The organism is Paenibacillus amylolyticus, assembly GCF_003719335.1.
GTDB classification, from domain to species: domain Bacteria; phylum Bacillota; class Bacilli; order Paenibacillales; family Paenibacillaceae; genus Paenibacillus; species Paenibacillus amylolyticus_D.
Genome location: NZ_RIAS01000001.1, coordinates 70,988 through 92,957, shown reverse-complemented (window position 1 = coordinate 92,957; position 21,970 = coordinate 70,988). Strand labels below are relative to the sequence as shown.

Here is a 21,970-nt window from a genome sequence, read left to right as displayed (position 1 = left end):
ATGTATGTGGGCCATTAGATGATAGGCCGAAGGAGTCGTGTTAGTTTTGGAAATATTATGGAGTGATTTTTTTCAGCGTGCACTTGCAGGTGGTTTGCTTATTGGGATCACTGCTCCGCTGATTGGACTTTTTCTTGTACTGCGAAGACTCTCGATGATCGGAGACACGTTGTCACACGTAACGATCGCAGGTGTTGCGCTTGGTTTTCTGATTGAGGTATACCCGATCGGCGTTGGTCTGATTTTTGCGGTACTCGCATCGTTTGCTATTGAAAAGTTGCGTAAAGCATATAAGAGCTATGCTGAGTTGTCCATTGCGATTATTATGTCTGGAGGCGTAGCGCTGGCTTCGCTGTTTTTTACACTGGGGAAAGGGTACAATGCGGATGTGATGAGCTATTTGTTTGGTAGCATCTACACATTGGACGCAACGGATCTGAAGCTGGTGGGTATCGTGACGCTAATCGTTGTTATTGTAGTGGGCTTCCTACATAAAGAGTTTTTCCTGCTCAGCTTTGAGGAGGACGCAGCTGCAGTGACCGGATTGCCAGTCAAAATGCTGAATATGTTAATTACAGTGATGACAGCATTGGTGATCAGTACGGCGATTAAGATCGTGGGTGCTCTGCTTGTATCCGCCTTGTTGACCATTCCTGTCGCCGTCAGCCTGCTCATGGCTCGAAGCTTCAAATCAGCCATTATTCTGTCGGTGGTCATCGGAGAGATTGCGGTTGTGATTGGACTAGTTACAGCGGGGATCTGGAACCTGGCACCTGGAGCAACGATTGTACTGCTGCTCATTGGTATGCTGATCCTAACGATGATTGCTAAAAAAGGGTTCCGAGCCTGATTTCTGACTACTACACTCATCGTTTGAAAACAAGTACTTAAGAGCAAGTGAGCACCAGGAAGGGAGACATTGCTTCATGCCTGATGTTAATGTATGGCTGGCTTTTGTTGCTGGCCTCGCTTCTTTTATATCACCGTGTTGTCTTCCGCTATATCCTTCGTATCTCTCATACATCACGGGAATGACTGTGCAACAGTTGAAAGAGGATCGGAATCAGCGAGAGGTGCGCTTGAAGACGTTAACGCATACACTGGCGTTTATTCTCGGATTCTCTGCAGTATTTTATTCGCTGGGTCTGGGTGCAGGATTATTTGGACAATTTTTCAATGATAACCGGGATTTGATTCGTCAGCTGTCCGCAATTTTAATTATGTTAATGGGACTGTTTCTGTTGGGCATATTCAAGCCGCAATTTTTGATGAAAGAACGCAAACTGGATATGAAATGGAAGCCGGCGGGGTATTTAGGTTCCTTCGTTTTTGGGATTGGTTTTTCAGCAGGCTGGTCGCCTTGTATCGGACCGATTCTGACGGCGATTATCGCCATGGCAGCGAGCGAACCTTCAACTTGGCTGACACTGATTACAGGTTATACCGTAGGCTTTGCTTTACCTTTTTTCGTTCTGGCGTTCTTTATTGGCTCAACACGCTGGATTTTGCGTTATTCAAACCTCATGATGAAGATTGGCGGAGCCTTAATGCTCTTAATGGGCATCCTGCTATTCACGGATCAGATGACTCAAATAACAATCTGGCTGCAGCAAATTACACCTGATTGGATGATCAACTTAACGTGAAGCATTTTTCTTCTTCAGCAGAATAAATAATTGAAAGCAGGCTGCAGGAACCAGAACTTTTCTGGAACATGCAACCTGCTTTTTGATCTGATGATATACGAGTTGAATTAGGTAAAATAGTCAATGTTGGCTAAAGGAAAGTGTTCGAAAATGCGTTCTGTAATGAATTCGCGCAGGGCATCTTGCTGGTCATCTTTATACACATATTTGTACTGACCCCAGCGGCCCCATTTCATTTTCCGTTTCTCAATATCCATCTCCAGCTTGGTTTTTGGATATCGTTTCTCAATGGTCGCTTTAGCCGTTTTGGTGAAACGATGCTGAATCATTTCAAACGTCAGGTCTTTGGTAGCCTCTTCAGGCAAGGTATCTGCCAGCTTTTGCAGTAATTCAGCATAACCTTCTTGCCAGCCATCGTACCAAATAATCGGAGCGATAATGAAACCGAGTGGATACCCGGCATGGGCTATTTTCCCAGCAGCTTCAATTCGCTCTTCAAAGCGGGAAGTTGCGGGTTCAAAATTTTTGATAACATAGTCTGAGTTCACGCTGAAGCGGATACGCGTGTGGCCATTATGTTTGATGTTAAGCAACGGATCAACGTGATGATATTTCGTCACAAAGCGTAAACGTCCGAATTCTTCATCAGCCATAAAACGAATAAGGTCGCTCAGGTTTTCCGTGATATGTTCCAGCCCGACGGGGTCGGAGGTACAGGCTGCTTCGAAACGGGTAATTTCAGGTTTGCGTTCCTCAATGTATCCTTTGGCAGCTTCAATGATTTCTTCCGTGTTTACATACACGCGAACGTATGGCTTTGCACCTAATGTAGTTTGAAGATAACAATAATGGCAGTGCCCCATACAGCCGGTTGAGATGGGTATGGCATATTCAGCGGAGGGTTTGGACTGGTCAAATTTCAGGGTTTTGCGTACGCCTACAACCAGAGTTCGCTTAGCCATCCGGTATTTCTCTTGCTCTGTCTCACCAGGGAGGTTGGTGATTCGATTGTGCGAAGTGGTCATCTGATAAGGAATGTTTTGGGAGGTTACCCATTCCATAATCCGTTTGCCTTTTTCATATTCAAGTGCACCCGGTTCAAAATACACCAAATCGGGAATAAAGGGTTTAGTACCCTTTGCTTTTCGAACAGGGGGCTGGGCCACGCTAGTGCTCACAGAATCACTCCTTTCAGTACGAAACTGGACTTAGTTTGCCCCAAATGAACAGAAGTCACGCCTGCCAATCCTTGTGTAAGGCGGGTCGGAATCGGGTAGGACTTGCCAATGCGCATTGATAACATGTATCATTAGAAGATAGGGACCAGGTGCGTAGAACCGGTCAGAGAGAAGAGAGGGAAGCAGATGCCAACGCCCAGTATGGAAGATTATTTGGAGCGTATATACAAATTGATTGATGAAAAGGGCTATGCTCGTGTGTCTGATATAGCTGAAGGACTGGAAGTACATCCTTCATCCGTGACGAAGATGATCCAAAAGCTGGACAAGGACGAGTACCTGATCTATGAGAAGTACCGCGGGCTGGTACTGACGCCAAAAGGGAAGAAAATGGGCAAACGGTTGATGGAGCGCCATCATTTGCTCGAGCAGTTTCTAACTACGATCGGTGTTCAGGAAGAGAACATTTATAACGACGTAGAAGGTATTGAACATCACTTAAGCTGGGATTCCATTACATGTATTGAGTCTCTCGTGGAATATTTCCGTCAGGATGAGAGCCGTCTGCAAGATCTAAAAAACATTCAGGAAATCATGAGTAACACGGACTCTTGAGCCTTGAATTCATAAGTTGATAAATAGAGAATGCTTCTTGCCAGGTGAATGGCGAGGAGCATTTTTAATTTCAATATTTTAATTCCAACCAACATTTGGTCAATTGCGCAACTAAACCCGTCTGCCAAGCGTCTATTAAACTAGTAGAATTTACCGCAAATTTAATGATGTTGGAGGATTGAATTGATGAAATTGCGTAAAGGATTGTTGCTACTGCTCATTTTTGTTCTTGGATTACAGTCAGTAGGGTTGACCGCTCAGGCAGCAAGTTCAAAACAGATTTCTATTTTTCTGGATGGTCAGCGTCTGGAATCAGATGTGTCACCATATATCATTCCCAAGGTGAACGTAACGATGGTGCCGTTACGGGTCATCAGTGAAGGATTGGGTGCTTCTGTGTTATGGTCCCAGGCAACCCGGACGGTGACGATTCAGAAATCGGATTCAACGATTACGATGACGAGTGGACGTCAGCAAGCGACAGTGGACAATGCCGTGGTTGATCTGGATGCTTCCGTGCAACTAAAGCAAGGTCGTGTAATGGTTCCTATTCGTTTTGTAAGTGAAAATTTGGGAATTCAAGTGAGCTGGAATCAGGCGGCTCAAACCATTGATCTGTACACCGGAGCAGAACCTACGCCAACGCCAGAACCAACTCCAGCAACACCTGCAGAACCAGGAGGAAGTGTAACCCCAGCAACGAATGAGATGCGCGGAGCCTGGATATCTACAGTCAATGGTGACTGGCCATCTTCTGGCGCGAAAGGCAATGTAGAGAAACAGAAACAGGAGTACACAAGTCAACTGGATCAATTGAAAGACATGGGGATCAATGCTGTATTTGTACAAGTTAGAGCCAATGCAGACGCCATTTATCCTTCCAGTCTGGTGCCTTGGAATAGTGTTCTGACAGGAACACAGGGTAAAGATCCAGGCTACGACCCATTGGCTTTTATGATTGAGGAAGCGCACAAGCGCGGGCTTGAATTTCATGCCTGGTTCAATCCGTTTCGGGCAACGAACTCGGCAACAACAACCAACTTGGCTGCAAACCATGTATCCAAGCTACATCCGGACTGGATTGTAAATGCATCGGGTAAACTTTATATTAACCCAGGTGTTCCAGAAGCAAGACAGCATATTATGGATACCATTATGGAAGTGGTGAATAACTACAACGTGGATGGAGTGCATTTGGACGATTACTTCTATCCTTCTAATGTGACCTTTAACGATGATGCTGCTTACAAAACGTATAACGCGTCAAATGCAACAGACCGCGCAGCATGGCGCCGTGACAACATTAATCAGTTTGTAGAGCAGCTTGGACAACGTATTCATCAAGCGAAAGCTAATGTAGAATATGGGATCAGTCCATTTGGTGTATGGCGTAACAAAGCAAACGATCTGACTGGCTCAGACACCAAAGCGGGTGTAACTGCGTATGACAGTATGAATGCAGATGTCCGGACATGGATCAAACAGGGCTGGATCGACTACGTTGCACCACAAGTATACTGGAGCATGACGCTAAGTGCAGCAAGATACGATAAGGTCGTAGATTGGTGGGTTAATGAGGTAGCTAATACCAATGTAAAATTGTACATCGGCCATTCTCCTTATAAACTCGGAACGCCAGAGATTGGATGGCAGACATCACAAGAAATCATTGATCAATTGACATATAATCAGAAGTATCCATCTATTGGCGGAGACATTTATTTCAGTTCCCAGTATCTTACGAAAAACCCGCTGGGTTTGATTGAACGACTGAAATCTTATTATGGATTGTAAGGTCTAACGCACAGTATTCTTTTTTATTAATAATCACGAATTCATCAACTCATAGTTATATGACCAACCCCTGTTCTCATACAGTGGCAGTAGAATCATGGCTGCCTGGAGAACGGGGGTTTTTGTGGTGTTAATTAATGGAGTGTTTGAAGGTGGAGGCGTAAAGGGGATTTCGCTTGCAGGTGCTGTACAGGGAGCACAGGACTGCGGGGTGCAATTCAACCGGGTTGCTGGCACGTCATCCGGTTCGATTGTTGCTTCGCTACTGTCTGCAGGTTACCGGGCCGAGGAGATGAAAGAAATTATTGAGAGTACGCCGTTTGCTTCGCTTCTGCAAAGGTCACCTATATTTAATACACGCTGGATTGGTCCGGCAACAAGGATGTTTTTGAAAAAAGGTTTATATTCAGGTGAAGCTCTGGAATCATGGATACGCAAGATGCTGGCACAAAAAGGAATACGAACCTTCGCTGATTTGCCGCCTGGAAAGCTGCTCATTACCGCATCGGATATTTCCAACGGAAACATTCTTGTCTTACCCGACGATATCCGGCGCTTTGGTATTGAGCCGACGAAACTTGAGGTTGCCAAAGCGGTGCGTATGAGTTGTAGCATTCCGTATTTTTTTGATCCTGTCATTATTCGGAAATCACCGATAATGTCCAAGGGGCTACCTTTCCAAGATCAGTTTGTTTATGTTGTGGACGGAGGGCTGTTAAGTAACTTCCCACTATGGTTGTTTGATGGAGAACGCTCTGAATCAGGAGGAGAGATCATTCCAGTAGTCGGTTTTAAAATGGTAGGTAAGACTGAAGTAGAACCTGCACGAATTAAAGGGCCTTTGACCATGTTGCAAGCGCTTGTCGAGACGATGTTAACGGCTCACGATGAGCGTTACATTGAGCAGATTAACCGATTCCGTACGGTTAAAATTCCTACGCTTGGCATTAAACCGACACAATTTAATCTTTCTGTTCAGGACAGCACGAACTTATATCGCTCAGGCGTTGCCTCCGGCCTGGAATTTTTCAACACATGGAATACAAAGATGTACAACGAGCAATTGGAAAAGCAGCGAAAAGAAATTCGGAAGAAACAGGCGGATCCACCGCCGTTGGTTCCCGTATAAAACATAAAAAAGCAATTCTCCGGATGATGGAGAATTGCTTTTTGGGTTTTATTTTACCGTAAAAAGAAAACAGAGACATCACCGAAATGACAAATCAGTGATATTTAGGGATGTCCTCTTCGTTGCTTTTTCCTTTTTGGCCCTGAATGACCTGAAAAGGATAGTCCTTGCGTTTCTTGGACGAACTGCTCTTTCTTGCACTGACATTATTCTGTGCGTTCACTTTAGCCATCGTTTTTGCCGAAGGTTTGATCTTTGGTGTTTTGGCTTTTCGTGACCAACGGGCAGGCGGATATTTGTACAGCAGGAACACAACTCCGAACACGATCAGAGGGATCAGAATACTGGAGAACGAGGCTCTACCCAATAAACCGATAACCCCAAGAGCAGCCAGCACGATGAATGCCCAAAATACAATTGCCTGCTTATTCATATCATTCACCCTTTCACAGGATCAAGTGTTGCTACAGGAACTTCCGTTGCGGTCGAAACGTTAGCAAGCTTGGCGTCCAGTTCAAGCATGCGGTTAAACGATGCAATGGATACTTCCACTTGAGCGTTCGTAGGTTCTTTGGTAGTAAGCAATTGCAACCACAGGCCAGGGTATCCCAGATAACGGAGCACAGGAATATCACGAAGCGAATTCGTAATCTTGAGTAGCTCGAACGAAACACCAAGTACAACTGGCAACAAAAGCAAACGCTGTCCCATCCGTTCCCATAAATTATCGTATGTGAATACGGAGTACAAGAAAATACCGATGATGACAGTCAACATGATAAAGCTACTACCACAGCGGTAATGCAGTCTGCTGTACTTCTGAACGTTTTCCGGTGTAAGTTCTTCGCCAGCTTCGTATGCACTTATGACTTTATGCTCTGCGCCGTGGTATTGAAACAGGCGTTTAATCATCGGTGTCTGCGAGATTAGCCACAGATAAGCGAGTAACAGGATCAGCTTGATGACACCTTCCAATACATTATGCAAAAATTGATTGTCGAATACATTTTTAAATAAGAAGTCCTCGATCACGACAGGAAGCAACGTCAACACAATTTTGCCGAAAAGGAAGGAAAGAATGGCTACTGCAGTCACACCGATAATCATGCTCAGACTCCAGCCAGTTCCTTGTTTCTCTTGTTGTTTGGCTTTTTCTTCAGGTTCGAGTTCATCATCAGCATAAGCGTCAGCAGAGTAATTAAGATGTTTGCTACCTTTGACACTTGAATCTATAATGCTGACAATTCCGCGTAATAAAGGAATCCGCCGCAATTTCATGACCCAGGTCTTGTCTTGCTTGGGAACTTCCAGATACGTAATTTCGCCGTCTTTTCTACGCACGGCTGTAACATTGACGTGTTTACCGCCAAACATTACACCCTCGATGACAGCTTGCCCCCCGTAGCTGACAGGCTTGGATTGTTGAGGCAAATTATTCACCTTCCTATTCTGTTCTAAGCCTTTACAATCAAAGGCAGTTTAATATCCTTATTGTATCGAATTTTGAGAGCAATTTCTAGTTTACGAGAGAAAAGGCAAGTGATGCTGTTAAGATTGTCCTGTTTTGAACATACTACGCCCTAGAACTGTGAGAAAATATCTAGCATGGCTGCGAGATCATCTTGCGAAGAAGGGGACGTTTATGATGACAGATCATATTCATGAGGACGTATCAACGAATCATAATCACGAAGGTAAAGCGGACCAACGCACAAATCGGCAACATCCGCGAGAGCGTGACGAAAACTTGATGAAACGGCGCTCCGTGCCAAGGCAGGGGGATGCGCACTATTTCACAAATCCGTTTTCTTTTGCGCTGGAGCTGGGGTTCTTTGCTGGGCTAATATGGGGCGGCATCCACTGGTTATTCCATCTGCTACATTTTACGGTTGTACCCGTGGGTTTTTTGGCGGAACCTTTTTTCAAGCATAAATATATATATACGCCGGCAGGTCACTTGACAGGCTTGCTGTGTTTTATCGTGTTTTCCATCTTTGCTTCGCTGTTATATACCTTTACCATTCGAAAATTAAAAGGGCCGTTTCCCGGCATGGTGTATGGAATCGTCTGGTGGGTGATCCTCTTTATCCTCCTTGGACCTAAACTCGGAATGATGAAACCGTTAAATCAATTGACATGGGATTCAATTTTCACAGAAATTTGTTTCTTTCTCCTCTGGGGGCTGTTCATAGGTTACACCGTAGCGATGGAGTACACCGACGAAAGGAAACGGGAGCCAGAGCATGCAGGAGCCTAGACGCAAAAAAGCTTCTCAATCTGGTAACGGCTGTGTTAAAATAGCAGATGGTTATTTGCAGAGAGGGTGGAGCAGCGATGAAACGAATTATTGTAATCAATGGCCCGAACCTAAACATGCTTGGTGTTCGTGAACCAGGTATCTATGGAACGCTTAGTCTGAAGGATATTGAAGACAAAATTCGCAGACAAGCTGAACAATTGGGCGTCTCCATCGCTTTTTATCAATCCAACCATGAAGGGGACATTATTGACCGCATTCATGCCGCAATGGGTGAGGCAGACGGGATCATGCTGAATGCCGGGGCTTTTACTCATTACAGCTATGCGATTCGTGATGCAATCAATGCCGTGAAAGTTCCTACCGTGGAGGTTCATCTATCCAACATTCATGCACGCGAAGCGTTCAGACATCATTCAGTGCTTGCAGCAGAAACGATCGGGCAGATTGCCGGATTTGGCGAAGTAAGCTATGAACTGGGATTGCTGGCTCTCGTGCGTCATCTGGACAAACAAACCTGAGCCGGGAACCCGGGAATGTGAGAGAAAGAAGGGTTACCGATGGAAAACAAACGAGTACACAAGTTACGTGAGGCCATGGCTGAGCGTGAACTCAAAGCAATGCTGATCACGAATCCAATTAACCGCCGTTATATGACGGGATTTACTGGTTCGGCAGGATATGTGCTTATTACTGAACAGGAAGCCTGTTTGCTTACTGATTTCCGTTATATGGCACAAGCATCCTCTCAAGCCAAAGGCTTCAACGTGGTGGAACACGGTGTAAAACCGATGGATTCTGTACGTGATTTGCTGGCAGCAGCGAATATCACCGAAGTGGGCTTCGAGCAGGATTCGGTTACATTTGGTACGCATGCTTCTTATGCGGAAACATTGCAATCGGTTAAACTGAGAGCGGTGTCCGGTATTGTGGAGCAACTTCGTATGTTCAAGGATGCAGAAGAGATCGCGGTGATGCAGCGTGCTGCAGATTTGGCAGATGCTACATTCAGTCACGTTTTGCAATTTGCTAAACCGGGAATGACTGAACGTGAAGTGGATCTGGAAATGGAGTTCTTCATGCGCAAGCATGGAGCAACAAGCTCTTCCTTTGACACCATTGTCGCTTCAGGTGAACGTTCTGCCATGCCTCACGGCGTAGCCAGCAACAAGGTGATTGGACAGGACGAACTGATTACGTTTGACTTTGGTGCGTTACTGGACGGTTACTGTTCAGATCTTACGCGCACGATCGCAACAGGTAATCCTGTACCTGAACTGCGCAAGATTTACGACATCGTACTGGAAGCACAATTACATACGCTGGAGAACCTGAAACCAGGTATGACCGGACGGGAAGCGGATGCACTTGCTCGGGATATCATTGCAGGCTATGGATATGGAGAACAGTTTGGACACAGCACGGGCCATGGTCTGGGTATGGAGGTTCATGAAGCTCCGCGTCTGTCCAAGCTTAGCGATGATGTGTTGAAACCGGGTATGGTGGTTACAGTTGAGCCGGGGATTTATATTGATGGACTTGGCGGCGTACGAATTGAGGATGACGTTGTGATTACCGAGTCAGGTATTCATATTCTTACGAAATCGGACAAAAAGTTCACCGTTATTGGCTAACATACGAACATACTTTTTACTTATATCAGGAGGGATTTTTTGTGATTTCAGTTAACGATTTTAAAACAGGCTTGACCGTACAAGTAGACAATGATATCTATACCGTACTTGATTTCCAACACGTAAAACCAGGTAAAGGTGCTGCGTTCGTACGTTCCAAATTGAAAAACCTGCGTAACGGTAACACCGTTGAGCGTACATTCCGTGCAGGTGAAACGATTGGTCGTGCAATTATCGAAAACCGTGGTGTATCTTACCTGTATGCAAGTGGTTCTGAGCATACATTTATGGACAATGAAACATACGATCAATTCACACTGACTAGCGATCAACTGGAGTGGGAACTGAACTTCCTGAAAGAAAACATGAACGTGAAGATCGTTAGTTACCAAGGTGAAATCCTGGGTATCGATCTGCCTACAAGCGTTGAGCTGAAAGTTATTGAAACAGAGCCAGGCGTTAAAGGTAACACAGCTCAAGGCGCTACGAAGAACGCAAAAGTGGAAACAGGTCTGAATGTACAAGTTCCTTTGTTCATCAATGAAGGCGACGTGCTTCTGATTGATACACGTGAAGGTAAATACTCTTCCCGTGCGTAACTTTCACTTGCTGTAAGCTCTATAGCCAGAAGTGAAGACCCTTTGCCATGCATATGGCAAAGGGTTTTTTTGAAAAAAGATTAGCCTATCAGGCGCTTTCGTAATATACTGGGTTAAAGTCATTTCTCGTAGAGAATAATGACGAAAGATATCAATTGATGCATACTGCACAAGGTAGGGAGTGGATTTGCGTTGTCATTGTACGTCATGAAATTTGGGGGCAGCTCGGTCGGAGATACAGAACGCATGAAGCGTGTAGCCGGACGTGTTGTAGAAAAAGCGGATGAAGGACATCAATGTGTCGTCGTGGTTTCGGCCATGGGGGATACTACAGATGATTTGATTGATCAGGCGAAGCTGCTAAACAGTGATTTGCCTGCTCGTGAAATGGATATGTTGCTGACGACAGGGGAACAAATTTCGATCTCCTTATTATCCATGGCCATTCAGGCACTTGGACGCAAGGCCGTATCCTTTACAGGATGGCAAGCCGGTTTCCGAACAGAACCGGTTCACGGTAAAGCTCGGATTCAGGATATCCGTCCTGAGCGTGTCAAATCGGCGCTCGCTGAGGGCAATATCGTTATTGTTGCTGGTTTCCAAGGCATGACGGAAGACGGCGAGATCACTACACTGGGCCGCGGTGGTTCGGATACAACAGCTGTTGCGCTCGCAGCGGCAATTCAAGCGGACGCTTGTGAAATCTATACGGATGTGGACGGAATCTATTCCACTGATCCGAGGATCGTCAAGGTGGCACGCAAATTGAAGGAAATATCCTACGACGAAATGCTGGAGCTTGCGAATCTGGGAGCGGCGGTATTGCATCCGCGTGCGGTTGAGTACGCGAAGCATTCCGGTGTACCTCTGATTGTAAGATCAAGCTTTAACCATAATGAAGGAACGGTTGTGAAGGAGGAAGCAGCAATGGAACAAGGGGTAGTGGTAAGTGGAATCGCATATGACAAAAACGTAGCTCGCATCAGTATTTTGGGTGTACCCGATGTCCCGGGTGTCCTTGCCGAAGTATTTGGCGAACTGGCTAGTGAGCAACTGGACGTCGATATTATCGTGCAGAGCGGAGTTCAGGATGGCAAAGCGGACTTCTCCTTCTCGGTTGCCTTGTCGGATCGCGAGAAGGCACTTCGTGTCATCGAAGGTTTGCACAGCCGTCTGCCTTACCGTGAAGTGACTTCCGAAGAGAACTTGGTTAAAATCTCGATTGTTGGTGCGGGGATGGTGAGTCATCCAGGTGTAGCTGCTAAGATGTTCAAAGTGATCTCTGGTGAAGGCGTTAGCATCAAGATGGTCAGCACATCTGAGATCAAGGTGTCATGCGTTATCGATGGAGAGAAGCTTCATGATGTGATTAAAGCGCTGCACACAGCGTATGATCTGGATACGGCTGAGCAAGCCGTAATCGGTGGACCGCAAATTCGCAGATAAATCAAGTAAATGATTCTACAAATAAACGGATAAACAAAAAGGTGTAACGGCTGCCCATGGGCAGCCGTTACACCTTTTTTTATCTATAACTACAGCCGTTTGCACATGTTCCCACCTCGTAATTTACGGTAAGGTTTTAACTCATTGCCCTCCCTCATCTCGGGTACACAATCCAGTAGATTCAATTGTGAACAGTAGGTGACATCATGCGTCATTCCCAGTTTATCCAGTCTGCGTGCACTGGATGATGTGCGAATCAGGTCCATGATGCGATCATGAGATTGAGACACAGCCTGATGCAAAATGATTCCAAGATCGTTTAGTTGCAATGGAGAACGGGTCTGACGATACAACTCTTCAATAATACATCCGGCACATAGGCCGTCTTCCAAAGCAAACTCATCCTGCTCTCCAGCACATAACAACAAAATATCCCGTTGTAATTCCAGTAGAGCGGAAGCAACCGCTCTAACGTTTAACAATGCTCCCGCAAGTATATGTCTGGCTCTGGATGCCTTGATCAGAGCTCTCGTACCATCTGTTGTGGTAAGGATAATGACTTTTTCCGCGATGTCACCACTCATATATTCATAGGGAGAATTACCCGCATCGAATCCGGTTATTTTTTTGTCAAAACGTTCTCCACCCCGAATACTGTTTCCAACCCACATCTGTTTGGCTTGCGGAACAGTCTCCGTAGCAATAACCCCCGCAGCATGATGGGCAAGCGCGGTCACAATTGTGCTTGTTGTTCGCAAAACATCAATGACAACGACACTTCGCCCTTCAATATCTATCGTTCGCACTTCATTTACATTACCTACAACGTCGACACGCACACCCCACAACTCCTTTTTGTTCCTCGGGATCGAGCATTGGTTTCTCAGTGGAACAGTCCATCTGTCTGCAAGCACTATATGCATGAATGTCTAGACAGGTGCCTAGAACAAGAGATGTCTATGAGTTTTGGCTCTCATTCATCATCCTTAAAGAATTGATAGATTTCAGCGTCATAAAATGAATGTACAGGCATAAACTTGAGATATGAACAAGCATCAGAGATGAAATTAATCAAGTTGGAGGAGCCTACTCATGAAAGTGAAATGGAGGGATCTTTTTCCGGAACCCATCCGAACCATTCTGGGCAGAATGCCGCCCGCCTTATTGGAACAAGTAGAGGAAATCCGTATTCGAGAAGGCAGGCCACTGGAGATTAATGCAGGCAGCAATTATCACTTTCTCACCCCAGAAGGTATACCAACGGGAAAACCAGAGGAAGCATATGTTCCTCTGAAAGAAGTAACGCACAGACTGCTTGATCTCATAAGCAATCATTCGCTCTATACCTTGGAAGAAGAATTGCGAAAAGGATTCATCACCATCCCGGGAGGGCATCGAATCGGACTAGCTGGCCGGACGGTGCTCAGTGGAGGGCGTGTAGAATATTTACGGGATATCAACGGATTTAACGTCCGTGTTGCCCGGGAAGTACAAGGCGTGGCTGACTCGGTTCTTCCATACTTGCTAGATATGAGGAACGGGCAGGTGATGCATACCCTGATTCTATCTCCACCTCAGCAAGGCAAAACAACGTTACTGCGAGATTTGGCAAGGCAGATCAGCAACGGCTCGAAACTGACAAATGGTGATGAACTGAGGCAGGGGATACGCCCAAGACTAAAAGTGGGCATTGTAGATGAACGTTCTGAAATAGCGGGAAGTTACAAAGGTGTGCCTAGCTTCGATGTAGGGCCGCGCACAGACGTTATGGATGGATGCCCTAAGGCTGAAGGCATGATGATGATGCTTCGTTCCATGTCACCGGATGTTCTAATTGTGGACGAGATTGGGCGGCCAGAGGATGCGGAGGCAGTTATGGAGGCTCTGCATGCAGGAGTTTCTGTCATTGCCACAGCCCACGCACGGGATCTGTCTGAACTATCTGCAAGACCCGCCTTGAAAACACTGATTGCCGAGCAGATGTTTCAGCGGTATGTACAGCTACAGCGAACGAGCAGAGGCATGAGCTTTCGACTGTCCGATGGCAAGATGAGAGGGTTGCAACAGACCGGGGCAGGAGGTGAAGCCTTTGCTTAATATGCTTGGCGCGGTGCTGATTCTGCTAGCAAGTACTCTCGCCGGATTTTACAAGGCGAGGCAATATGCATTGCGGCCAAGGCAGCTGCGTGAGTTGATTGCAGCGCTACAACGGCTGTTGACAGAGATTAATTACGGCTTAACGCCGCTGCCTGATGCGATGAGCAAGATGGGGGCTCAGACCAAAGAGCCGGTGAAAACTCTTTTTTTACACGCATCCACACGGATGGAACCCCCACATGGCCTTACAGCCAGGGAGAGTCTGCAAGCCGGTGTCGAGGAGGCATGGGGGAAATCAGCGATGAAGTCAGACGAACGGGAAGTCATGCTCCAGTTGAGTTTCAGCCTTGGCACCAGTGATCGTCAAGATCAGACCAAACATATTTCGTTAGCCATTCAGCAACTTATGCATGAGGAATCCCGCGCACAGGCCGATCAAGTGAAGTACGAACGAATGAGCCGCAGCCTGGGGATGCTTGTCGGAGCGTTAATCGTCATACTGATCTTCTGAAATAGCCGGGATAGCGAGGTGCCAAGGTCATGAATTTAGAAGTGAACGCAATCTTTCAAATTGCGGGCATTGGAATCATTATAGCAATGATTCATACCGTGCTGAAACAAATGGGAAAGGAAGATATGGCTCACTGGGTGACCGTAATCGGATTTGTCGTTGTACTGTTCATGGTTGTTCGAATGCTGGACAGCCTGCTGCAAGAGATTAAATCCATATTTCTTTTTCAATGAAAACGGTCATGAAGCCGGATGGTGGTGACCCGTGGAGATTATTCAAGTTGTTGGTTTGGCACTCATTGCAACCGTACTGATTTTAGTCATTAAGGAACAAAAGCCAATGTTTGCCTTTCTGATTGCGGCAGCCACTGGTGTAGTGATCTTTATGCTGTTGATTGGCAAAATTGGCGCAGTGATCGAAGTGCTGAAGCGACTTGCTGAAAATTCCGGTATGGAGAGCATCTATCTGAAAACAGTATTGAAGATTATCGGCATTGCTTACATTGCCGAATTCGGTGCACAGATTGTCAGAGATGCCGGGCAAGAGAGCATCGCATCCAAGATTGAACTGGCTGGCAAAGTGCTGATTCTTGTACTCGCAATTCCGATCATTAGCATCATTATCGAGACCGTGATGAAACTGATGCCGGTGTAGAAAGGGCGTGCGGATAATTAATGAAATTGATGCATAACAAGCCGCGCTGGCGCCTCATCATTGTGCTGATGATATGTTTCATGTTCGGTGTAATTGGACAGGTTGTGGCTACTACACCTTCAAACGAGTGGATAGAGCAGCAGGCCGATCAGCTTCCGAAGGATCAGGTGGAGAAATATTGGAATCAGCTAATGAAACAATACGGTGGTTTTTTTCCAGAAGGCAAAACACCATCTTTCATGGATATGTTAATTCCCGGAAATGAAGGATTTAGTCTGAAATCGGTATTTTCTGCCATTGGCACGTTTATGCTCCATGAAATTTTATATAACGGCAAACTTTTAGTCACGATCGTAATGTTAACGGTGCTGAGCATGATTCTGGAGACACTTCAGACCGCATTCGAGAAAAACAATATTAGCAAAATTGCGTATTCGATCTGTTATCTGGTCATCATTATCATCGCGATCAACAGCTTTAGCGTGGCGATTGGTTACGCAAAAGAGGCCATATCCAGCATGATCAACTTTATGATGGCGATGGTTCCACTTTTGTTCACACTGCTCGCTTCAATGGGCAATGTCGTTACAGTTTCGGTGACGCACCCGCTAATTATTTTTATGATTCATCTCGTAAGTACGCTAATTCATCTGCTGGTATTCCCTCTTCTCTTCTTCTCGGCGGTGTTGCATCTGGTGAGCTCGCTTTCGGATAAATACAAATTGACACAAATGGCTGATCTGTTGCGAAACATCAGTGTAGCCTTGCTGGGAATTCTGCTCACGATGTTTCTAGGGGTTATTTCGGTACAGGGAGCTTCGGGATCGGTTGCGGATGGCGTCAGCTTAAAGGCAGCCAAATACATTGCAGGAAACTTTGTACCCGTTGTAGGGAGGACATTTGCAGATGCAACAGATACGGTGATCACGGCATCACTGCTAGTCAAAAATGCGATCGGACTGACAGGAGTCATTATTATCTTGTTCCTGTGTGCGTTTCCGGCTATTAAGATTCTGGCGCTGGCCTTGATCTACAACGTGACCGGAGCGATAATGCAGCCGCTGGGAGAGACACCGATCGTAGACTGCCTGCAAGCGATCGGTAAAAGCATGATTTATGTATTCGCAGCACTGGCCGCGGTTGGACTCATGTTTTTTCTGGCGATTACGATTCTGCTGACCGCAGGCAATCTTACGGTCATGATGCGTTAAATACCTGTCTGCAGGGAAAGGGGCTGGAGAGGATGGGGTGGCTGAGCAACTGGCTGCAGGATCTGATCATGATCGTTTTACTCGCAACGTTTGTAGATATGCTGCTTCCGAATCGTTCCATGGAGCGTTACGTCAAGCTTGTGCTGAGCCTTCTCATCCTGCTGACCCTGTTATCACCCATCACCAAGTTATTGAAAAGTGATCCCGTAGGCGAACTGAAACGAGCCATGACTGCAATGGATGCTCCCGCAGATGGGCAAGCCACACTGGAGCATATTCTGGCTCAAGGGAAACGAATGCAGGCGAGCGAACAACTGCAAACTTTGAAGTGGACGGCGAAGGAACTGGCTAACGTTATGAAAGGTCAGATTGAGGAGACAACGGGCGCAAAGGTTCAGTCGGTTGAGGTGCAACTGGCGATGAAGAAAACAAATTCGGATACCCAAGCAGCCACTTCTGTTGAACTGCCTGTCATTCAGCATGTAGAGGTGCAACTTGCAACTGGAAAAGTTGATTCGAAAACGGATGCGGATGTGGCCGAACCTGTGAGTAGCAGCCCGATGACAGAAACCAAAGATGCGGTAGGACAGGATGAAAATAACCCAAGTACTCAATCTATTCAGATTGATCCAATTGAAATTAAAAATATACAGATTGAGTCAAGTGTCGAGCGATCCGAGCAATCAAAGAGAGAGCAAGTCGCTTCTAATCAAAATACCGAAACTCCTGTTACCTGGAGCGATAGTAAGGATTCCAACGTACAGCAAACAAGTGGTTCACGGTCTGAACACGCAGTACAAATTATCACATTGCTCAAAGAGAAGTGGGAAGTTGATGCGAGCCAGGTGCGAGTGACGGAGACAAAAAATGCAGAAGTGCTCTGAAAAGGAGGCGATCCGATGAAACACTGGTTCAAAAAGCTGGAAAGCTGGATGGGTGGCGGTGAAGGTGGTGCGAAGCGCAGTCAAACCTTACGGTGGCTGATCATTCTGGGACTGATCGGTGTGGGCATCATGCTGTTTAATTCCTTTGTCAACGTCAAAAAAATTGATTCCGAAAACATCGGTCGGGAACCACCAGAACAAGCTACTTCCATGTCGGCGATGCAAAATGGTCTGTTGGAAGAAAATCCTTTTCAGGCGATAGAAATGGCATTTGAAGACAAAATCAAAGGCGTGCTGGAAAATATCGTTGGTGTAGGCACTGTGGATGTGATGGTTACCGTGGATTCTACGGAAGAACTGGTGGTGCAGCGGAACGTCAAAGATTCACAGCAGCTTACAGAGGAGACGGATGCCAATGGTGGCAAACGGCATATGACGCAATATACCCGGGACGGTGAGATCATTACGTATGAATTATCAGGGGATCAGACACCCATCGTCACGAAAAAGTTGAAACCGCAAATCCGCGGAGTGCTGGTTGTGGCAAAAGGTGCAGAGAACAAGGTTGTTAAAGACCTGATTACAGATGCTGTTGAAAAAGGTTTGAACGTAGCGGCTTACCGGATCTCGGTTGTTCCGCGTAAGCAGGATTAAGCTTCGAATGATGATAAGAAGAGATGTGTTGTCAGAATCAACCCTATTTTTGAGGAGGATATTTTAAATGAATAACAAACGTCAAACAATATGGCTCGTTTCCATGCTGAGTCTGATGGTTATTTTGTCCGCATATTATCTGTTCACTGAAGATTCTGGGCCAGTAAATCCCCCTGTAGCTGACAGTCAGCAGGTGGATGCGATGAAACAAGGTGAGGCAAAGGAAACCGCCGGTATTCTTGATCCAACAGAAGGTCTGGTCATCAACGAGGTTGTGAACAGCGGAGAGGTTACTGGTGATTCCGGTACGGCGAACCCGGCTGAAAACACAACTGGCGCAGAAGGTAAGGAAGCGGGAAGTGCAGAAAAAACACCCGCCACTGAACCAGGCAGCAAAGAAGGAGAAACGGATCAAAAGTCAGAAAGTAGTGCGGAAAAAGGAGCGGCGACTACCCCGGAAACTGAAGGGAAAACAGAGGGGACTGCTGCTAAAACGGATGAAGAAGTGCTGAAAGAGATGGAACAGCAAAATACTGCTGTGTCCGCAAGCAGTCAGTTCCAGAATTACCAGTGGCAGCGTGAAGAGAGTAACAACCGTAAGTACGAGGAATTGATGACCATTGCAGGAGATCTCAGTAAAACACCGGAAGAAAATGCAAAAGCGACAGAACAACTCCGAGTACTTGAAGATAAAGAAGCCAAAATTACAGGCATTGAAGAGACACTTTCCCAACAATTTGCAAATGCAGTCGTTCAAGAAGAGGCTGACAAGTATAAAGTGGTGGTTCTGAGTGACAAACTTGACGTTAAACAGGCGGTTTCTATTGTTGATCTGGTTATGAAAGAATTGTCTGTATCACAAAACAAAATCAGCGTGCAATATGTCACAGAGCAGTAATCGGAAATGTGATAAGGAAGCCCCGGGAGCTTGTTCGACTCTCGGGCTCTTTCCATTTTTAATGATTATGATATAATACTAAAAGCCATATGACCGTCCTCGTGAGACTGGCATGATGCCGAAGGAGTGAATAATGGAAATGTTTAAATTGAGCGAAATTAAAGAACTGATCAAATTGGTAGATGAAAGTTCTGTTCAGGAATTGGAAATTGAAAATGAAGGATCACGTTTGTCGATTCGCAAACCGGGTAAAACGGAGTTCGTACAGGCTGCTGCCGTACAACCACAGATGATTGCTGCTCCGCAGGTACAGCCTGCTGCAGTAGTGAGTGAAGCTGCTCCGCAAGCCGATACAACAAGTCATTTACATAAAATCGTATCTCCGATGGTAGGTACATTTTACAGAGCTTCCTCACCGGAAGCGGGTCCTTTTGTGAGCGTGGGTGATAAAGTTGTGGAGAAAACAACGGTATGCATCATCGAAGCCATGAAACTGATGAACGAGCTTGATGCGGACATCAAGGGAGAAATCGTTGAAGTGCTGGTTGAAAATGGACAGCTTGTCGAATATGGACAGCCTCTGTTCTTGGTAAAACCGGAATAAAGGTTAACTGTTCTACAGCAGCCGCATGAGCTTCGAAGGAGGACAATGACGAAATGAAATTTCATAAAATATTGATTGCCAATCGTGGTGAGATTGCTGTGCGCATTATTCGCGCCTGCCGTGAACTTGGCATATCGACAGTGGCTGTTTACTCGGAAGCGGACAAGGATTCTTTGCATGTCCGTCTTGCAGACGAGGCTTACTGTATCGGACCAACACTGTCTAAGGACAGTTACCTTAACTTTACGAACCTGATGAGTGTGGCTACTTTGACGGAATGTGACGCCATCCACCCTGGATACGGATTTTTAGCCGAGAATGCTGATTTTGCGGAAATCTGTGATTCCTGCAACATTACATTCATTGGCCCTTCACCGGAAGCCATCACCAAGATGGGTGACAAGGCTGTAGCGAAGCAGACGATGAAGGATGCAGGCGTGCCTGTCATTCCTGGATCAGACGGCCTTGTAGAAACAACCGAAGAAGCGATTATGATCGGACGTGATATCGGGTATCCTGTCATTATCAAAGCTACCGCTGGTGGTGGGGGTAAAGGAATTCGGATCGCTGAAGACGAAGAGCAACTGGTGAAACAGATCACGGCTGCACAACAGGAAGCTCAGAAAGCATTCGGGAACGCTGGTGTCTATCTGGAGAAATTCCTTACAGGCATGAAGCACGTTGAAATTCAGATCATGGCTGACAAGCATGGCAATGCCGTGCATCTTGGCGAGCGTGACTGTTCGGTTCAGCGCCGACGTCAGAAGCTTGTTGAGGAAGCACCGTGTCCTGTGATCAACGAGGAAGTTCGTACACTCATGGGAGAAGCTGCTGTGCGTGCTGCACTTGCGGTAAATTACTCGGGAGCCGGTACTCTGGAATTCCTGCTTAGTCCAAATGGTGAGTTCTACTTTATGGAGATGAATACACGTATTCAGGTGGAGCATCCCGTTACTGAGATGGTAACAGGTGTAGATCTGATCCGTGAAATGATCTCCGTTGCCGAAGGTAATCCGCTCTCTTTCCGTCAGGAAGATGTGGTCATTAACGGATGGTCGATTGAATGCCGGATCAACGCTGAAGATCCTGACCGTAACTTTATGCCTGCACCAGGCAAGATTGGTTTTTACCTTGCACCGGGTGGACCTGGAGTTCGAGTGGACAGCGCAGCATATCCTGGTTACACCATCTCGCCGTTCTATGACTCCATGATTGCGAAATTGATCGTTTGGGGTGCAACTCGTGATGAAGCGATCGCTAAAATGAAGCGTGCTTTGGCAGAATTTGCGATTGAAGGTATCTCAACAACGATTCCTTTCCATCAGAAACTGTTGGAGCATCCAACGTTTATTCGCGGAGATTTCGATATTAAATTTCTCGAGGAAAACGAGATTTAACAGTCATATTGGGCTTGTTTGTCATAATGTAGCCCAAATGATATAGTATGTAATAATAAGAGCGCATGTCTCCTGCATCGGATAAGCCCGCCTATTAGCGGATGGTTGCAGGAGCTCCGGCAAAGCCGGACCGTAAGGGTTCTGAGTGTTGTGAAAATGAACCGGCGCCCTGACGGACGGCCGCAAACTTATCTCGCGAAAGGTGTGTTGAACATTTATGAGTACACTACCGACAGAATTTGAACGTACGGATATCGGTGAAATCCAGATCGCACCTGAAGTTATTGAAGTGATTGCTGGACTTGCAACTGTGGAAGTCAAAGGAGTAGCAGGAATGAGCGGTGGATTCGCAGGTGGATTCGCGGAATTGCTCGGCCGTAAAAACCTTTCAAAAGGGGTTAAGGTTGAAGTAGGTCAACGCGAAGCAGCTGTGGACGTTTCCGTTATTATTGAATATGGATACCGTTTGCCACAGGTTGCTACTGAAATCCAACAAAACGTGAAGCGCTCCATTGAAAACATGACAGGATTGAACGTGAATGAAGTGAATGTTCACATTCATGACGTTCAGTTCAAGAGTGCTGAAAAAGTGGAAGAGATCGACCTGAACACGCAACGTGTAAAATAAAAAGACAGATTTCCCCCGGCACTTCTGTCGGGGGTTATCCCGTCTTGGACGGGTCTTTCGTTATGCACTTGGGATGGACAAGGGGATCAACGTTAAGCTTTTCAGCAGTTAAGCAATGTGAGTGAGCAAGGGAG

General features: G+C 46.2%; 25 protein-coding genes. 21 read left to right on the top strand and 4 right to left on the bottom strand.

The genetic code is table 11. From position 1 onward, the window contains the following. Positions 1–46: 46 nt before the first annotated feature. Together EC604_RS00490 and EC604_RS00485 are read left to right on the top strand one after the other, a co-directional pair. Positions 47–850 (top strand): metal ABC transporter permease, encoded by an 804-nt coding sequence (locus EC604_RS00490; protein ID WP_123062273.1) that lies wholly within the window; start codon positions 47–49, stop codon positions 848–850. Between the two features lie 76 nt (positions 851–926). Further along, on the top strand, positions 927–1,646 hold the full coding sequence (locus tag EC604_RS00485) for a cytochrome c biogenesis CcdA family protein (RefSeq protein ID WP_090922559.1): 720 nt from the start codon (positions 927–929) through the stop codon (positions 1,644–1,646). Between the two features lie 107 nt (positions 1,647–1,753). On the opposite strand, the gene splB is transcribed toward EC604_RS00485, so the two are convergent. Then, positions 1,754–2,824 (bottom strand): spore photoproduct lyase, encoded by a 1,071-nt coding sequence (splB, locus tag EC604_RS00480; RefSeq protein WP_123062272.1) that lies wholly within the window; start codon positions 2,822–2,824, stop codon positions 1,754–1,756. Between the two features lie 186 nt (positions 2,825–3,010). On the opposite strand from splB, the gene mntR reads away from it, so the two are divergent. The 3 genes from mntR to EC604_RS00465 all read left to right on the top strand — a co-directional run bounded on the left by mntR (position 3,011) and on the right by EC604_RS00465 (position 6,362). Further along, positions 3,011–3,439, top strand: coding sequence for a transcriptional regulator MntR (mntR, locus tag EC604_RS00475; RefSeq protein ID WP_090922556.1), 429 nt, complete (start codon positions 3,011–3,013; stop codon positions 3,437–3,439). A 186-nt stretch (positions 3,440–3,625) separates the two neighbouring features. After that, positions 3,626–5,233, top strand: coding sequence for a family 10 glycosylhydrolase (locus EC604_RS00470; RefSeq protein WP_123062271.1), 1,608 nt, complete (start codon positions 3,626–3,628; stop codon positions 5,231–5,233). A gap of 127 nt (positions 5,234–5,360) precedes the next feature. Then, on the top strand, positions 5,361–6,362 hold the full coding sequence (locus EC604_RS00465) for a patatin-like phospholipase family protein (RefSeq protein WP_123062820.1): 1,002 nt from the start codon (positions 5,361–5,363) through the stop codon (positions 6,360–6,362). A 94-nt stretch (positions 6,363–6,456) separates the two neighbouring features. Here EC604_RS00465 and EC604_RS00460 read toward each other — a convergent pair whose 3' ends face one another. Both EC604_RS00460 and EC604_RS00455 read right to left on the bottom strand, forming a co-directional pair. Beyond that, complete coding sequence (locus EC604_RS00460; RefSeq protein ID WP_123062270.1) at positions 6,457–6,795, bottom strand: hypothetical protein; 339 nt, start codon at positions 6,793–6,795, stop codon at positions 6,457–6,459. Positions 6,796–6,800: 5 nt separating this feature from the next. Next, positions 6,801–7,793, bottom strand: coding sequence for a DUF1385 domain-containing protein (locus tag EC604_RS00455; protein WP_123062269.1), 993 nt, complete (start codon positions 7,791–7,793; stop codon positions 6,801–6,803). Between the two features lie 319 nt (positions 7,794–8,112). Between EC604_RS00455 and EC604_RS00450 the strand changes: the two genes are divergently transcribed. From EC604_RS00450 to EC604_RS00430, 5 genes are all read left to right on the top strand, one after another. Continuing rightward, positions 8,113–8,619 carry a YqhR family membrane protein gene (locus tag EC604_RS00450; RefSeq protein ID WP_429349986.1) on the top strand — a complete coding sequence of 169 codons (507 nt, stop codon included), beginning with the start codon at positions 8,113–8,115 and terminating at the stop codon, positions 8,617–8,619. Between the two features lie 77 nt (positions 8,620–8,696). Continuing rightward, positions 8,697–9,140, top strand: a complete 444-nt coding sequence (aroQ, locus tag EC604_RS00445) for a type II 3-dehydroquinate dehydratase (protein ID WP_123062268.1) — start codon at positions 8,697–8,699, stop codon at positions 9,138–9,140. Positions 9,141–9,179: 39 nt separating this feature from the next. Further along, positions 9,180–10,253: a M24 family metallopeptidase gene (locus tag EC604_RS00440; protein WP_123062267.1), complete on the top strand. Its 1,074-nt coding sequence runs from the start codon at positions 9,180–9,182 to the stop codon at positions 10,251–10,253. A gap of 41 nt (positions 10,254–10,294) precedes the next feature. Further along, positions 10,295–10,852, top strand: coding sequence for an elongation factor P (gene efp, locus EC604_RS00435; protein ID WP_123062266.1), 558 nt, complete (start codon positions 10,295–10,297; stop codon positions 10,850–10,852). A gap of 192 nt (positions 10,853–11,044) precedes the next feature. After that, on the top strand, positions 11,045–12,298 hold the full coding sequence (locus EC604_RS00430) for an aspartate kinase (protein WP_123062265.1): 1,254 nt from the start codon (positions 11,045–11,047) through the stop codon (positions 12,296–12,298). Positions 12,299–12,387: 89 nt separating this feature from the next. On the opposite strand, the gene EC604_RS00425 is transcribed toward EC604_RS00430, so the two are convergent. Continuing rightward, entirely contained in the window at positions 12,388–13,137 is a 750-nt protein-coding gene (locus tag EC604_RS00425) for a 2-phosphosulfolactate phosphatase (protein ID WP_123062264.1), read from the bottom strand. Positions 13,138–13,390: 253 nt separating this feature from the next. Between EC604_RS00425 and spoIIIAA the strand changes: the two genes are divergently transcribed. The 11 genes from spoIIIAA to EC604_RS00370 all read left to right on the top strand — a co-directional run bounded on the left by spoIIIAA (position 13,391) and on the right by EC604_RS00370 (position 21,836). Further along, on the top strand, positions 13,391–14,395 hold the full coding sequence (gene spoIIIAA / locus EC604_RS00420) for a stage III sporulation protein AA (protein WP_240036587.1): 1,005 nt from the start codon (positions 13,391–13,393) through the stop codon (positions 14,393–14,395). Further along, a complete protein-coding gene (gene spoIIIAB / locus EC604_RS00415) occupies positions 14,388–14,906 on the top strand; it encodes a stage III sporulation protein SpoIIIAB (RefSeq protein WP_123062263.1) in 519 nt (172 codons plus the stop codon). The genes spoIIIAA and spoIIIAB overlap by 8 nt, the downstream gene beginning before the upstream one ends. 29 nt (positions 14,907–14,935) lie before the next feature. Further along, entirely contained in the window at positions 14,936–15,139 is a 204-nt protein-coding gene (gene spoIIIAC / locus EC604_RS00410) for a stage III sporulation protein AC (RefSeq protein WP_017687585.1), read from the top strand. Positions 15,140–15,170: 31 nt separating this feature from the next. Next, positions 15,171–15,560 carry a stage III sporulation protein AD gene (gene spoIIIAD, locus EC604_RS00405; RefSeq protein ID WP_123062262.1) on the top strand — a complete coding sequence of 130 codons (390 nt, stop codon included), beginning with the start codon at positions 15,171–15,173 and terminating at the stop codon, positions 15,558–15,560. A gap of 20 nt (positions 15,561–15,580) precedes the next feature. Further along, entirely contained in the window at positions 15,581–16,771 is a 1,191-nt protein-coding gene (spoIIIAE, locus tag EC604_RS00400) for a stage III sporulation protein AE (protein ID WP_123062261.1), read from the top strand. Between the two features lie 32 nt (positions 16,772–16,803). Further along, positions 16,804–17,655 carry a stage III sporulation protein AF gene (gene spoIIIAF / locus EC604_RS00395; protein WP_123062260.1) on the top strand — a complete coding sequence of 284 codons (852 nt, stop codon included), beginning with the start codon at positions 16,804–16,806 and terminating at the stop codon, positions 17,653–17,655. 15 nt (positions 17,656–17,670) lie between these two features. Beyond that, positions 17,671–18,309 carry a stage III sporulation protein AG gene (spoIIIAG, locus tag EC604_RS00390; protein WP_123062259.1) on the top strand — a complete coding sequence of 213 codons (639 nt, stop codon included), beginning with the start codon at positions 17,671–17,673 and terminating at the stop codon, positions 18,307–18,309. Between the two features lie 67 nt (positions 18,310–18,376). Then, on the top strand, positions 18,377–19,207 hold the full coding sequence (locus EC604_RS00385) for a SpoIIIAH-like family protein (RefSeq protein WP_123062258.1): 831 nt from the start codon (positions 18,377–18,379) through the stop codon (positions 19,205–19,207). Positions 19,208–19,346: 139 nt separating this feature from the next. Continuing rightward, entirely contained in the window at positions 19,347–19,811 is a 465-nt protein-coding gene (gene accB / locus EC604_RS00380; protein ID WP_123062817.1) for an acetyl-CoA carboxylase biotin carboxyl carrier protein, read from the top strand. Positions 19,812–19,864: 53 nt separating this feature from the next. Continuing rightward, positions 19,865–21,208, top strand: a complete 1,344-nt coding sequence (accC, locus tag EC604_RS00375; protein WP_123062257.1) for an acetyl-CoA carboxylase biotin carboxylase subunit — start codon at positions 19,865–19,867, stop codon at positions 21,206–21,208. A 217-nt stretch (positions 21,209–21,425) separates the two neighbouring features. Next, positions 21,426–21,836, top strand: coding sequence for an Asp23/Gls24 family envelope stress response protein (locus EC604_RS00370; RefSeq protein WP_090922519.1), 411 nt, complete (start codon positions 21,426–21,428; stop codon positions 21,834–21,836). Positions 21,837–21,970: the final 134 nt, after the last annotated feature.